Raw genomic sequence first — 14,979 nt, forward strand, 5'->3', positions numbered from 1 at the left:
CCCTGGAATGTATGAATGCCGCCAGCGCGCCGGATCAGGCCGGACGCCCTTGCGGATACCGCTGCACCGCGGCCGCCGCCAGCGCGCAGAATTCCTGCATGACGGTCGCGGCCAGAAAGGCCGTGGCGCCCTGCACGTCCTGAGGCGGCGACACGGTGTTGACATCGAAGGCCACGAAGTTCAGCCCCGCAAGCTGACGCAGCAGCGCCAGCCCTTCCTTTGGCGACAGGCCGCCCCACTCCGGTGTGCAGACGCCCGGCGCGCAGGATGGGTCGAAGATGTCCATGTCGAAGCACAGATACACCGGCCGCTGGCCGATGCGCTGCCGGATCGCGTCCAGCGCGCCGGTCCGGTCGGCATCGAAGTCATCGAAAGGCACGATCGTGTAGCCGACCTCACGGCCGAATTCCAGCACGCCGGGCATGAAGGAGCTGCCGCGCGTGCCAACATGGAAACTGCGCGCCACATCCAGCAGACCTTCCTCCGCGGCGCGGGTGAAGGTGGTGGCGGTGTTGTAGCCCGGGATGGGATAGGTGTCGGTGTGCGAATCGAAATGCAGCACCGCGAAGTCCGGATGGCGCCGCGCGACGGCGCGCAGCTGCGGCAGTGTCACCGCGCCATCGCCGCCCATCGAAATGGGAATGGCGCCCGCGTCCAGGATCGCGCCGATGCCGGCCTCGATCAGCGGAAACGAGGCGTCAGGATCGCCGGGATGGCAGGCCACGTTGCCCACATCGACGGCGCGCAGGAACTCGGATGGATTGTCGATGCCATGCCGGCGGAAGATGTCCACCGGCCGCAGCAGCCGCGACTGCTCGCGGATCGCGTCGGGTCCCTGGCGCGATCCCACCCGGAAGGGATGCGTGCCGCAATCGAAGGGAATCCCGACCACGCAGGCGCGCGCCGCGCCGGACTCCGGGGAACGGGCCGGCGGCAACCCCATGAATCCCGGCACGGGATGAAAGCGGACTTCGGCGGACTGCGACACAGCGCGGCTCCTTGGCGCCGGCCGCTCACCTGTCATGAGCGGCCGTTAATTTAGATTTGATCGAATCGATATACGATACGGTCATGTCGAAATTAGATTAACGCGCAAGAAGTGGCAGCGCCAATTAGGGAGTTTCCCTTAAGCGTGGCCCAAATACTTGATCAAAATAATATGGAATACGCAGCGCAGGCGCCGCTCGGAGGGCCTCCGCGCCGTCGCGGACCCGCAGTCCGCCTAACGGATATCAGGCTTCGCCGGCCACGGATATCGGCGTGGCGCGCAGCGCGCCGCCGGGAGGCTCCAGCTCGTAGAAGGGATGAGAACGTCCCAAGGTGCGCGACACGCTGATGGCATGCGCGGTTTCGACCACCTGCGGACCAAACACGGCCTGCGCCTGTTCGAACGACCAGCGGCTGGATGGAACCGACACATTGACCGCGCCCAGGGGGATGCCGCCGGCATCCAGCACGGCGGCGCTGACGGTGATGTCGCCCGGGTAGAACTCGCCATTGGAACGTGCATAGCCGTGCCGGCGCGCGAACTCCAGCTCAGCCAGCAAGGCGTCCATGCCGGTGATCGTGGCGGCGGTATGAGATCTACGGTCGCTGCGCTCCAGCAGCCCGTGGGCCACGTCCGGATCCAGCCGCGACAGCACCGCGCGCCCCGCCGCCGTGCAATACAGCGGCAGGCGCATGCCGACCGGCATGTTCACGAACATTTCCTTGTGCGTGGCGAAACGCGCCACGTACACCATGTCCAAGCCGTCGGGCTCGGCCAGGCTGCAGGTTTCCTGGCAGTTGCGGTTGAGCGAATGAAGGAACGGATTGCCGCCCAGCACCAGCGGACTGGTCTGCACGTACTTCATGCCCAGTTCCAGCGACCAGGGTCCCAGCGAGAACTTCTTGCTGGCGGGATCCTTGCGCAGATAGCCCAAGGTCCAGAGCGTATGCGTGAAGCGCTGCACCGAACTCTTGCTCAGGCCCGTGGCCTCCGCCAGCTCGGGCAGCGTCATCGCCGGTCGCCCTTCGCTGAATGCCCTGAGCACGGAGACGCCACGCGCCAGCGCGGCGACGAACAAGGGAGAATCCTCGGCGGATGGGAACTGCGTCATGGTGCGCGAAACAGGCATGGGAAAGGCGATAGCGTACCGCATTACGCTGCATACATATCGGCTGGCGATCCTTTTCGTCGTGGCCGGCAACGAGACCCGAGCGCCGAATGCCGGTGAAAGCGAGGCCCATCTCGCGCGCAATGGAAAACGGCCCGCGATCGCGGGCCGTTCTGGACCATCAATGCTCAGCGGATCAGCGGATCGGCCACGGATACATGGCGCCGCCCTTGCTCCACAGCGCATTGGTGCCGCGTTGCAGGTTCAGCTTGCTGTCCTTGCCCACGTTGCGCTCGAACACTTCGCTGTAGTTGCCCACCGCCTTGATGGCGTTATAGGCCCACTTCTCGTCCAGCCCCATGTTCTTGCCCGCGCCCGGCGTCACGCCCAGGATGCGCGCGACGTTGGGATTGTTGCTCTTGAGCATTTCATCCACGTTCTTCTGCGTGATGCCGTATTCCTCGGCTTCCAGCAGCGCGAACAGCGTCCAGCGAACGATGCCCAGCCAGTTCTCGTCGCCCTGGCGCACCATGGGGCCCAGCGGTTCCTTCGAGAAGCGTTCCGGCAGGATCTCGTAGTCGTCCGGCTTGGCGACCTGCGTGGCGCGCACGGCGGCCAGCTGCGAAGCGTCGTCGGTGAAGGCGTCGCAACGGCCTGATTCGAAGGCGCGCACGACCTCGGTGACCTTGTCGATCACCACCGGCTTGAATTCGATCTTGTTGGCGCGGAACCAGTCCGCCAGGTTCAACTCGGTGGTCGTGCCCGGCTGCACGCAGACCGTAGCGCCGTTGAGTTCCTTGGCGCTCTTGACGCCCAGCTTCTTGTTCACCAGGATGCCCTGGCCGTCATAGAAGCTGACCGCCACGGCCGACAGGCCCAGCGAGGTATCGCGGGTCTGCGTCAGCGTCACGGTGCGCAGCAGCACATCGACTTCCCCCGACTGCAGGGCGGTAAAGCGTTGCTGCGTCGACAGCGCGGTGCCCTTGAACTTGGTCGGATCGCCAAACACCGCCGCCGCCACGGCGCGGCAGATGTCCACGTCCATGCCTTCCCACTCGCCCTTGCTGTTGGTGGCGGAGAAGCCCGACACACCGTCGGTCAGGCCGCATTGCACGAAACCCTTTTTCTTGACCGCATCCAGCGTGGGGCCGGCAACCGCCGCTTGGGACGCACAGGCCAGGGCAAGAGCGCCGGCCGCCAACGAGAAGAACCGCTTCATATTATTGACTCTCCAGAATGCGCGCGCGGCGACCTCGTAGACCGCCCCGCGCATTGAAATCCAGGTCCAGGATTGCGGACCGGTCGCCAGATTACGCCATGTCCATGGAGTGAACAACGGAACCGGGCCTAGAGAAAACCCGATGCCCGCGCTGCCGGGCGACGCCGTCGCGGTCCTGTGATCGAACTTTTTAAGATCCGGAGCTGGCCGGCAAGGTGGCGGCGCAGGTGCAATCCGAGCGCTTGCAGTCGGCGCTGTTCTTCGAGGCGCTTGTAGCGTCCGCATCCCGGATAGACCGGTGCGGCCCGCATTCCCGCCAGAGCCTCGCGGACGGGGCGTGTGGTCACCAGCAGGCGACCCGCATGCGGCCGCGATGGCAGGCGCCCGGTTCGCGCGCACAGCGATGCAACGTAAAAGGCCCCGCGGCGCGAGCCGCGGGGCCTTTCTTGTGTTCATGTCTTGCGCGAGCCATGGCTGTAGCGGGCCTGTGCCTGGCGCTGGTCTGTCCGCCCTCGAGGCGCCACAGCATTTGCGTGCGCACAAAAACAAAACCCCGCAGCGGTGAGCTGCGGGGTTCTGAGCAATAAAAGCCTGACGATGACCTACTTTCACAGACGTCCGTCCACTATCATCGGCGCAAAGTCGTTTCACTGTCCTGTTCGGGATGGGAAGGAGTGGGACCAACTCGCTATGGTCGTCAGGCGTAACCGGTTGAGCGCGCGCCTAGGGCATGCGCTCCAATCTTGGAAGAAACACAACAGGCGCATCAGAGAGTTCTCTCGATGATCGCGCACTCGGGTTGTAATCGATGTTGGCTGGCTGCTGACGGGGCAGCCAGATTTTGTATTGAACGACACTTGTATACGCTATACACCAGGTCATAACCATCAGTGTTATAGGATCAAGCCTCACGAGCAATTAGTATCGGTTAGCTTAACGCATTACTGCGCTTCCACACCCGACCTATCAACGTCCTGGTCTCGAACGACTCTTTAGGGGGATCAAGTCCCCGGGATACCTAATCTTCAGACGAGTTTCCCGCTTAGATGCCTTCAGCGGTTATCTCTTCCGTACTTAGCTACCCGGCAATGCCATTGGCATGACAACCGGTACACCAGAGGTACGTCCACTCCGGTCCTCTCGTACTAGGAGCAGGCTCCGTCAAGTATCCAACGCCCACGGCAGATAGGGACCAAACTGTCTCACGACGTTTTAAACCCAGCTCACGTACCTCTTTAAATGGCGAACAGCCATACCCTTGGGACCGGCTACAGCCCCAGGATGAGATGAGCCGACATCGAGGTGCCAAACACCGCCGTCGATATGAACTCTTGGGCGGTATCAGCCTGTTATCCCCAGAGTACCTTTTATCCGTTGAGCGATGGCCCTTCCATTCAGAACCACCGGATCACTATGTCCTGCTTTCGCACCTGTTCGACTTGTCAGTCTCACAGTCAAGCACGCTTATGCCATTGCACTATCAGCACGATTTCCGACCGTACCTAGCGTACCTTCGAACTCCTCCGTTACACTTTGGGAGGAGACCGCCCCAGTCAAACTGCCCACCATGCACTGTCCCCGATCCGGATAACGGACCAAGGTTAGAACCGCAAACAAACCAGGGTGGTATTTCAAGGATGGCTCCACGTGATCTAGCGACCACGCTTCAAAGCCTCCCACCTATCCTACACAGGCCGGTTCACAGTCCAATGCAAAGCTACAGTAAAGGTTCATGGGGTCTTTCCGTCTAGCCGCGGGTAGATTGCATCATCACAAACACTTCAACTTCGCTGAGTCTCAGGAGGAGACAGTGTGGCCATCGTTACGCCATTCGTGCAGGTCGGAACTTACCCGACAAGGAATTTCGCTACCTTAGGACCGTTATAGTTACGGCCGCCGTTTACCGGGGCTTCGATCAAGAGCTTGCACCCCATCACTTAACCTTCCGGCACCGGGCAGGCGTCACACCCTATACGTCGACTTTCGTCTTTGCAGAGTGCTGTGTTTTTAATAAACAGTCGCAGCCACCGATTCTCTGCGACCCCATCATGCTAAGCGCGCAGGCGCTTCACACTACCGGGGTATACCTTCTCCCGAAGTTACGGTATCAATTTGCCGAGTTCCTTCTCCTGAGTTCTCTCAAGCGCCTTGGAATATTCATCCCGTCCACCTGTGTCGGTTTGCGGTACGGTCTCGTACAGCTGAAGCTTAGAGGCTTTTCTTGGAACCACTTCCAATCACTTCGCAAGCTATGCTCGCTCGTGCCATACCCTTGATTTACGCGCCCGGATTTGCCTAAGCGCCATCTTCGATACAGCAACAGGGACATCCAACACCCTGATGATCTTCCGCGATCCGTCCCCCCATCGCACTGTACGACGGTGCTGGAATATTAACCAGCTTCCCATCAGCTACGCATCTCTGCCTCGCCTTAGGGGCCGACTCACCCTGCGCCGATGAACGTTGCGCAGGAAACCTTGGACTTACGGCGAGGGGGCTTTTCACCCCCTTTATCGCTACTCATGTCAGCATTCGCACTTCTGATACCTCCAGCAGCCTTTACAAGCCACCTTCGCAGGCTTACAGAACGCTCTCCTACCGCGTGCACAAAGTGCACACCCGCAGCTTCGGTTTATCGCTTAGCCCCGTTACATCTTCCGCGCAGGACGACTCGATCAGTGAGCTATTACGCTTTCTTTAAAGGATGGCTGCTTCTAAGCCAACCTCCTGACTGTCTATGCCTTCCCACTTCGTTTCCCACTTAGCGATAATTCGGGACCTTAGCTGGCGGTCTGGGTTGTTTCCCTCTTGAGTCCGGACGTTAGCACCCGGTGCTCTGTCTCCCAAGCTGTACTTGCAGGTATTCGGAGTTTGCCATAGTTTGGTAAGTCGCCATGACCCCCTAGCTATAACAGTGCTCTACCCCCTGCAGTAATACTTGAGGCACTACCTAAATAGTTTTCGGAGAGAACCAGCTATTTCCAGATTTGTTTAGCCTTTCACCCCTATCCACAGCTCATCCCCTAATTTTTCAACATTAGTGGGTTCGGTCCTCCAGCACGTGTTACCGTGCCTTCAACCTGGCCATGGATAGATCATCTGGTTTCGGGTCTACACCCAGCGACTGAATCGCCCTATTCGGACTCGCTTTCGCTACGGCTTCCCTATTCGGTTAACCTTGCCACTGAATGTAAGTCGCTGACCCATTATACAAAAGGTACGCAGTCACCCCTTACGAGGCTCCTACTGTTTGTATGCATACGGTTTCAGGATCTATTTCACTCCCCTTCCGGGGTTCTTTTCGCCTTTCCCTCACGGTACTGGTTCACTATCGGTCGATCACGAGTATTTAGCCTTGGAGGATGGTCCCCCCATCTTCAAACAGGATTTCACGTGTCCCGCCCTACTTTTCTTACGCTTAGTTCCACACTCAAGATTTCATCTACAGGGCTATCACCTGCTACGGCCGGGCTTTCCATCCCGTTCGATTATCCTGAATGCTAAAACGTAAAGGCTCTTCCGATTTCGCTCGCCACTACTTTCGGAATCTCGGTTGATTTCTTTTCCTCGAGCTACTGAGATGTTTCAGTTCACCCGGTTCGCTTCCACTGACCTATGTATTCAGTCAGGGATACTCCTTGCGGAGTGGGTTTCCCCATTCGGATATCTGCGGATCAAAGCTTGTTTGCCAGCTCCCCGCAGCTTTTCGCAGGCTACTACGTCCTTCATCGCCTGTGATCGCCAAGGCATCCACCATATGCACTTAGTCGCTTGATCCTATAACGCTGTAGGCTATAGGACCTGAGTATTAGCGTTTGTGCCGTTCATAAGTTTCAAAGCAGTCTGAAGTTATTCACTTCAGTCTTGAGAACTTGGAACAAAATTAATGCAATCACAACCCGTACCCATCTTCATCAGCCAAGCTGACTACTCGATGAGCACATTTTGTTGTGCTTCTTCCAGATTGTTAAAGAACAAATATAGCTGTCAGGTAAAACCTAACTCATAAAACCGTCTGCAATCTGCACACGACGCTATGAGTTAGCCTCTACTTCTCACCAGGCGATCAACCTTCGTCAATCAGTGGTGGAGGTGAACGGGATCGAACCGATGACATCCTGCTTGCAAAGCAGGCGCTCTCCCAGCTGAGCTACACCCCCATATCCCACGACGCTTACCGCGCCCTGCGAATACCTGGTGGGTCTGGTTGGATTCGAACCAACGACCCCCGCCTTATCAAGACGGTGCTCTAACCGACTGAGCTACAGACCCAAAACCTTCTCGGATCAGTAGTCAGAAGTCATGGACACAGGGAGGAATCCCTCTACCCAAGCCCACAACCGATCCCAGCTATATCAAACAACCGATAAGAGTGGACGCTTAACACGAGCACTAAGCTCTGAAAGGAGGTGATCCAGCCGCACCTTCCGATACGGCTACCTTGTTACGACTTCACCCCAGTCATGAATCCTACCGTGGTAATCGCCCCCCTTGCGGTTAGGCTAACTACTTCTGGTAAAACCCACTCCCATGGTGTGACGGGCGGTGTGTACAAGACCCGGGAACGTATTCACCGCGACATGCTGATCCGCGATTACTAGCGATTCCGACTTCACGCAGTCGAGTTGCAGACTGCGATCCGGACTACGATCGGGTTTCTGGGATTGGCTCCCCCTCGCGGGTTGGCGACCCTCTGTCCCGACCATTGTATGACGTGTGAAGCCCTACCCATAAGGGCCATGAGGACTTGACGTCATCCCCACCTTCCTCCGGTTTGTCACCGGCAGTCTCATTAGAGTGCCCTTTCGTAGCAACTAATGACAAGGGTTGCGCTCGTTGCGGGACTTAACCCAACATCTCACGACACGAGCTGACGACAGCCATGCAGCACCTGTGTTCCGGTTCTCTTGCGAGCACTCCTAAATCTCTTCAGGATTCCAGACATGTCAAGGGTAGGTAAGGTTTTTCGCGTTGCATCGAATTAATCCACATCATCCACCGCTTGTGCGGGTCCCCGTCAATTCCTTTGAGTTTTAATCTTGCGACCGTACTCCCCAGGCGGTCAACTTCACGCGTTAGCTGCGCTACCAAGGCCCGAAGGCCCCAACAGCTAGTTGACATCGTTTAGGGCGTGGACTACCAGGGTATCTAATCCTGTTTGCTCCCCACGCTTTCGTGCATGAGCGTCAGTGTTATCCCAGGAGGCTGCCTTCGCCATCGGTGTTCCTCCGCATATCTACGCATTTCACTGCTACACGCGGAATTCCACCTCCCTCTGACACACTCTAGCTCGGTAGTTAAAAATGCAGTTCCAAAGTTAAGCTCTGGGATTTCACATCTTTCTTTCCGAACCGCCTGCGCACGCTTTACGCCCAGTAATTCCGATTAACGCTTGCACCCTACGTATTACCGCGGCTGCTGGCACGTAGTTAGCCGGTGCTTATTCTGCAGGTACCGTCAGTTCCACGGGGTATTAGCCCGCGACGTTTCTTTCCTGCCAAAAGTGCTTTACAACCCGAAGGCCTTCATCGCACACGCGGGATGGCTGGATCAGGGTTGCCCCCATTGTCCAAAATTCCCCACTGCTGCCTCCCGTAGGAGTCTGGGCCGTGTCTCAGTCCCAGTGTGGCTGGTCGTCCTCTCAAACCAGCTACGGATCGTCGCCTTGGTGAGCCGTTACCTCACCAACTAGCTAATCCGATATCGGCCGCTCCAATAGTGCAAGGTCTTACGATCCCCTGCTTTCCCCCGTAGGGCGTATGCGGTATTAGCTACGCTTTCGCGTAGTTATCCCCCGCTACTGGGCACGTTCCGATACATTACTCACCCGTTCGCCACTCGCCGCCAGACCGAAGTCCGCGCTGCCGTTCGACTTGCATGTGTAAAGCATCCCGCTAGCGTTCAATCTGAGCCAGGATCAAACTCTTCAGTTTAATCTCTGTATAAATTCGTATTTCTTAGTTCCGAAGAACCGAGTCATACGTCGCTACTCAAAGGAAGTGAGGTATGTTCTTAGACTTGACATCTAAGGCACTTCACTTCTAGTGAGCACTTGATTTCTTGTGCTTGCGATCAAACCAGGTAAACCCGGCCCGATCACTGCGCACTCGCATCAAGCGCCCACACTTATCGGTTGTTTAATTGTTAAAGAGCGGTACTGCCAAATTCTGTACTACTTCGCCTCAACTGCCGTTAACTTCAGCGACTTTCGAAGAATCAGGTCTTTCAACCCGCTTTCGCGTCGCTGCTGTCTCAGCAGCAGAGAAACGAGATTATGAAGAAGTTTTTATCGCTTGTCAAGTCAGCGTCGCGTTTAATTTCGCTTCACCCACTTGACGGCGACCCCTTCAGGTCTCGCCGGAAAACCCTTTCGGATCTCCCTCTTAGCAGCTATCGAAACATCAGGGTATTCCCTAACCTTTCGGCAACCGCCAAGCCCGAAACTATAACACAACTTTTGCAGATTATGCAACCGGCTTTTGCCTAATTTGCATCCTATCTTGCAACCCTGCTTTCTGGTCGCCTGTGCTTTCGCTCAAACTTCCTATCCGCAGCTTCGATTCAATTTGCATCGCATCGAAGGTTGGCTACACCTCGGTTGGCTTGCCATCTTGTTCAGACTGCCCACCCGGGTTAACCCTGAATCAACATCACCAGCCAAGCCCAAAACTATAACACACTATTGCAGTCTGTGCAACTGGCTTCTGCCTGATTTGCACCGAACCTTGCAATAACCGCTTGGCGCTCAACGCCCCGAAGGACCTCGTTTGCCGCTGCGGCAGATCGCTGGAAAAACCAACAACCCGTTGCGTCCTGCTTGGCTTCGCGGTTCAGAAAACTGCTTGAACTGCGAAGGAGCGAGACTATAGCACAGAAATTTCGCTTGTCATCAGCGCGACGCAAAAAGAGTGAAGAAATCTGCGCTTAGCTCGCCGCCATCCATGGCAAAGGCCTGACAAGAGCAGGATAGTCCTGGCTCGTCAGGCACGCCAGGCCATTTTTCTTCCATAGGAACCCTCTTCTAGTATGCAGATGGTTCCTATAGGGATCTCTCTATATAGAGAGCGAGCTCAAGTCTGAGTAGCGACACCTGCCGGATCGCCCAGGACCGCGCAAAGCCAGCGACCTACCCCTGCTCCAGCCGCGCCAGCCCCCCCTTCCTGCTTGCCACCCATGGACAATGGCGTCTCTATATATAGATAGCACCGCGTTTCGGCCGTCAGCACATCCCAGGGACTGCTAAAGGGAAGTCGACCTCACCCCCGCCTCGCCCCCATCGGGCGGCTGGCATGCACCTGGCGCCATGATGAATCGACCGGCTCAGGCCGAGCTTTGGCAGGCGTCCCTAGGGGCGGCAAGCCGAAACTACCACCGGAAATAGTCGATATTGCGCAAACGCTTGAACTCCCGGCTGACACTGGCCTCGCTGACCAGCCAATCGGGCGCCCCCATGTCCTTCAGGATATGCTCGTCCAAGCCTTCCGCCGTATTGCGCAGCCGGTTCCTGTTCCGCCATTGCAGGCAGACCTGCAGCAGACGGCCAAGCAGGCTGGAGGGAGCCCAGCGTTCCTGGGCATCCCGCGCCGGTGGCACGGCGTCGCAGGCGACAAGGCAGGAAGTAGCGGGGCTGGATTGCAGATGACTCATGATTTGCTCCGGATTTGGAATGTTTTGGTTAGCGTATCCGCCCAAATCCCCAGAGAAAATCAAATTGTTTTGCCTGATTTGGTCAGTTAATCTAACCACTAACTGACCAGCGATCCATATACCCTTATTCCAGCCATGCGACTATCCCTGAACGCCCTGCCCGCCTTTCGCGCGGTGGCCGAACTGCAGAACCTGCGCGCCGCGGCCGAACGCCTGCACCTGACCCATAGCGCCGTCAGCCAGCAGATCCGTGGCCTGGAAGAACAGCTGGGTTTCGACCTGTTCGAGCGCAGCGGCCGGGGCATCGTGCTGAACCCCGCCGGCGCGGCACTGCTGTGCAGCGTGCAGGAAGCGCTGGCGCTGCTGGACGACGGCATGCGCACGGCCGCCGCCGCGGCTGCGGGCAGTTCCCTGCAACTGCGGGTTTCGGTGCTGCCCTCGTTCGCGCAGCGCTGGATGCTGCCGCGCATGGCGCGCTGGCGCGCCCGTCATCCGGAGCTGACGTTGGAAATGGAAACCTCGCAGCAGGTGGTGGACCTGCTGCGCGATGGATTCCATGCGGCGCTGCGCTTCGGGCGCGGCCCCTGGGCGGGGGTCGAATCCGAACCGCTATTCGATGTGCCGCTGCCGCTCATCGCGCTGGCATCCCCCGAAACGGCGCGCGCCCTGCCGGACCACACGCCCGAGACACTCGCCGGACAGCCCCTGCTGGGCGAGCGCGATGTCTGGCAACACTGGTTCAACTCGGCCGGGCTGCGCATTCCGGTGAACCCCGTCGCGACCTTCAATGACGCGGGCATGATGCTGCAGGCGGCGGAACAAGGATTGGGCATCGCGCTCGGCCGCGAACTGCTGGCCGCGGACGCGTTATGCGCAGGCAGGCTGGTGCAGCTGTCGACGGTACGCGTGCAGTATGAACAGGCGCAGACCTATCATCTGGTCTACCGCCCCAGTCTGCGCGACTGGCCGCCGCTGGTCGCGCTCAAGCAATGGCTGCGCGATGAACTCGAGCTGTCGCGCAAGTCGCTGGTCACGTACCAGCCCGAAGATTGCGCCGAAGGCGAGAACCCAAAAAAATAGGCGGAGCGGCAAGCGCCGCTCCGCCCCAATCCAAGACAACGCCCTCGGCCAGGCTCAGCCTCGCGCGCGGCCTGTAAGGCGCGAGGCGCGGTCATGTGCCCGCGCCCGAGAAACCCGAAGAACGCCGCCCCGGCGACGACAAGACATGAAACCGGCCCGGCACCACGCCTCGCGGCGATAGTGGACCGGGCCGCGGCGCGCTTCAGGCGACCTTGCGCACCTCAGCCTTGGACAGGCGCATGGAATCGGTTTCGCTGAAACGCTGGTGCCAGGAGAACGCCTCTTCCAGCAGATGCGGCGTCTGGCCGCCGCGTTCACAGGCCCGGTCGAAGTAGTCCTGCAAGGCCTCGCGGTACGACGGATGCACGCAGTGGCGGATGATGGCGCGGGCGCGCTCGCGCGGCGCCAGGCCGCGCAGGTCGGCCAGGCCGCACTCGGTGACCAGCACGTCGACGTCGTGCTCGGTATGGTCCACGTGCGACACCATGGGCACCACGCTGGAAATGTCGCCGTTCTTGGCCATGGACTTGGACACGAAGATCGCCAGATGCGCGTTGCGGGCGAAATCGCCCGACCCGCCGATGCCATTCATCATGTGCGTGCCGCCCACATGCGTGGAGTTGACATTGCCGTAGATATCGAACTCCAGCGCCGTGTTGATGGCGATGATTCCCAGCCGGCGCACGATCTCGGGCGCGTTGCTGATCTCCTGCGGACGCAGCACGATGCGTTCGCGATAGTGCTCGATGTTGGCCAGGATCTTGTCGTAGACCGGCTTGGATACGGTGATGGACGAGGCCGAGGCGAATTGCAGCTTGCCCTGGTCCAGCAGCTCGATGGCGCTGTCCTGCAGCACTTCGGAATACATGGACAGCTGCTCGAACTCCGAGGATTCGAAACCGTGCAGCACCGCGTTGGCAATGGTGCCGATGCCGGCCTGCAGCGGCAACAGGCCATTGCCCAGCCGGCCCGCGTTGACCTCGGCGCGCAGGAAATCATTGATGTGGCCGGCGATGGCGTTGGTCTCATCGTCGGGCGGCAAGGCATTGGACGGGCTGTCCGGCTTCTCGGTGACAACGATGGCCGCGATCCGGGAAGGATCCACTTCGATGTAGGGCTTGCCGATGCGCTGGTCCACCGCCATCAGGCCGATGGGTTCGCGCGCGGGACGATCCTGCGGCACATAGATGTCGTGCAGCCCTTCGATGGCGGCCGGCACGCCGACGTTCAGCTCGATGATGATGCGCTTGGCCTGCAAGGCGAAGGACGCCGAATTGCCCACGGACATGGTGGGCACGATGGCGCCGCTTTCGGTAATGGCGGCGGCTTCGATGATGGCCACGTCGACGGGCCCGATATGGCCGGCGCGCAGCTGTTCGGCGGTTTCCGAAAGATGCTGGTCGATGAAGGCGATCTCGCCCTGGTTGATCTTGCGCCGCAGCGTGGTGTCGACCTGGAACGGCATGCGACGCGCCAGCGCATTGGCCTGCGCCAGCATCTTGTCGGTATCGTGGCCCAACGAGGCGCCGGTGATCAGCGTGATCGACAGCGGCTCGCGCTCCGCCCGCCGGGCCAGCGCCGCAGGCACCGACTTGCAGTCGCCCGCGCGGGTGAATCCGCTCATGCCGACGGTCATGCCGTCCTCGATCAGCAGGGCCGCCTCTTCGGCGGAAGTGATCCTGGCGTGCAGGCCGGAATGGCGGATACGGTCGAGATGCATGGTGTCTCCAGATTTGAGGGCCGACGGCCGGCGACCGGACCGGGCACGGCAGCCTTCTGTCCGGACGCCGTCTGACGCGGCGTTTCCCGATGTCCGCAATCCCGGATCACGGGAAGGCGGACGATTTTCCGGCAGTATAGGAACGCGGCTTCAAATCTCGTAATGACTTAAAATCATTCATTCAAGTCGCTTTTTTCATTAATTGAAATTCCGCGCCGATGCGGACGGGATGGCTCCATGGATGTGCGCGCGCTGCGCTACTTTGTCGAGACGGTCAGGCACGCCAGCTTCACGCAGGCGGCACGCGCCTTATTCGTCACGCAGTCCACCGTCAGCAAGATGATCCGGCAACTGGAAGAGGAAGCTGGCGCGCAGCTGCTGATCCGCGACGGACATACGGCCCGCCCCACGGACACCGGCCGCGTGATGTACCAACGCGGCTTGCAGGTGCTGGAGACCATGCGCCAGCTGTCCGAGGAAATCCGTGAAACGGCGGACCTGCGCCGCGGCGCGCTGGAAGTGGGCATTCCGCCCATGATCAATCTGCTGTTCACGCCCGTGGTCAAGCGCTTTCGCGAGCGCCATCCGGACATCCATCTGACGCTGCGCGAAGGCACGGGCCAGGCGGTGGAAAACCTGGTCGCCGACGGCGAGCTGGAAGTGGGCGCCACCGTCCTGCCCGTCGCGCCGGACCACGGCCTGGCGGCCCGGGCCTTCGGCAGCCATCCGATCTGGGTCATCGGCCCGCCGGACGCCGCCTGGGCGGGCAAGACATCCCTGCCGCTGACGGCCCTGCGCGATTCCCGCCTGCTGGTTCCCACGGATGACTTCGCCATGACACGCCGGCTGCGCCAGGCCTTTGCCGACGCCGGCATGCAGCCCGCCATCGCAGCCCAGAGCGCGCACTGGGATTTCCTGGTGGCGATGGCCTCGGTCGGCCTGGGCGTCGCGCTGCTGCCCGAACCGCTGATGGGCCGCATGAAGACGCGCGGCCTGAGCACGGCGAAACTGGCCAAGTCGGGCCTGCAATGGGAGGTCGGCCACATCTGGCAGCAGTCCGGCTACCTGTCCTACGCCGCCCGCGCCTGGCTGGAAGTGTGTGACGAAGTGCTAGGGAGGCCAAAATCGGGACGACCTCGACATGGCGAACCACCCGCGGCGAAACGAGAACCGCTCCCGGGATAGGCCCAGTCTTGTACGCCCCGCGCGAACGCGAA

General features: G+C 59.8%; 7 protein-coding genes, 2 tRNA genes and 3 rRNA genes. 2 read left to right on the forward strand and 10 right to left on the reverse strand.

Translation table 11 applies throughout. The annotated features are described in order from the left end of the window. Positions 1-34: 34 nt before the first annotated feature. The 9 genes from C2U31_RS27915 to C2U31_RS31095 all read right to left on the reverse strand — a co-directional run bounded on the left by C2U31_RS27915 (position 35) and on the right by C2U31_RS31095 (position 10,962). The gene (locus tag C2U31_RS27915; RefSeq protein WP_103276615.1) at positions 35-943 is read right to left on the reverse strand and encodes an arginase family protein; all 909 of its coding nucleotides are present in this window, start codon (positions 941-943) and stop codon (positions 35-37) included. A 289-nt stretch (positions 944-1,232) separates the two neighbouring features. Continuing rightward, the gene (locus tag C2U31_RS27920) at positions 1,233-2,099 is read right to left on the reverse strand and encodes an IclR family transcriptional regulator (protein ID WP_103276616.1); all 867 of its coding nucleotides are present in this window, start codon (positions 2,097-2,099) and stop codon (positions 1,233-1,235) included. Positions 2,100-2,292: 193 nt separating this feature from the next. Next, complete coding sequence (locus C2U31_RS27925) at positions 2,293-3,315, reverse strand: amino acid ABC transporter substrate-binding protein (RefSeq protein WP_103275774.1); 1,023 nt, start codon at positions 3,313-3,315, stop codon at positions 2,293-2,295. 589 nt (positions 3,316-3,904) lie between these two features. Continuing rightward, positions 3,905-4,017 (reverse strand): 5S ribosomal RNA (gene rrf, locus C2U31_RS27935). A 195-nt stretch (positions 4,018-4,212) separates the two neighbouring features. Next, positions 4,213-7,092 (reverse strand): 23S ribosomal RNA (locus tag C2U31_RS27940). A gap of 307 nt (positions 7,093-7,399) precedes the next feature. Further along, positions 7,400-7,475 (reverse strand) — tRNA-Ala (locus C2U31_RS27945). A 35-nt stretch (positions 7,476-7,510) separates the two neighbouring features. Beyond that, positions 7,511-7,587: transfer RNA gene (locus C2U31_RS27950), tRNA-Ile, on the reverse strand. Between the two features lie 130 nt (positions 7,588-7,717). Continuing rightward, positions 7,718-9,248: ribosomal RNA gene (locus C2U31_RS27955) — 16S ribosomal RNA — on the reverse strand. Together the 16S, 23S and 5S rRNA genes with 2 tRNA genes alongside form the textbook arrangement of a ribosomal RNA operon. 1,432 nt (positions 9,249-10,680) lie before the next feature. Further along, positions 10,681-10,962: a hypothetical protein gene (locus tag C2U31_RS31095; protein WP_233772528.1), complete on the reverse strand. Its 282-nt coding sequence runs from the start codon at positions 10,960-10,962 to the stop codon at positions 10,681-10,683. A 135-nt stretch (positions 10,963-11,097) separates the two neighbouring features. On the opposite strand from C2U31_RS31095, the gene C2U31_RS27965 reads away from it, so the two are divergent. Further along, on the forward strand, positions 11,098-12,042 hold the full coding sequence (locus C2U31_RS27965) for a LysR substrate-binding domain-containing protein (RefSeq protein WP_103275776.1): 945 nt from the start codon (positions 11,098-11,100) through the stop codon (positions 12,040-12,042). Positions 12,043-12,244: 202 nt separating this feature from the next. Here C2U31_RS27965 and C2U31_RS27970 read toward each other — a convergent pair whose 3' ends face one another. Beyond that, entirely contained in the window at positions 12,245-13,762 is a 1,518-nt protein-coding gene (locus tag C2U31_RS27970; RefSeq protein WP_103275777.1) for an acetyl-CoA hydrolase/transferase family protein, read from the reverse strand. 237 nt (positions 13,763-13,999) lie between these two features. Between C2U31_RS27970 and C2U31_RS27975 the strand changes: the two genes are divergently transcribed. Further along, positions 14,000-14,947 (forward strand): LysR family transcriptional regulator, encoded by a 948-nt coding sequence (locus C2U31_RS27975; protein ID WP_103275778.1) that lies wholly within the window; start codon positions 14,000-14,002, stop codon positions 14,945-14,947. The last annotated feature ends 32 nt before the right edge of the window (positions 14,948-14,979 follow it).

The sequence above is a fragment of the Achromobacter sp. AONIH1 genome, from assembly GCF_002902905.1.
GTDB lineage: Bacteria > Pseudomonadota > Gammaproteobacteria > Burkholderiales > Burkholderiaceae_B > Achromobacter.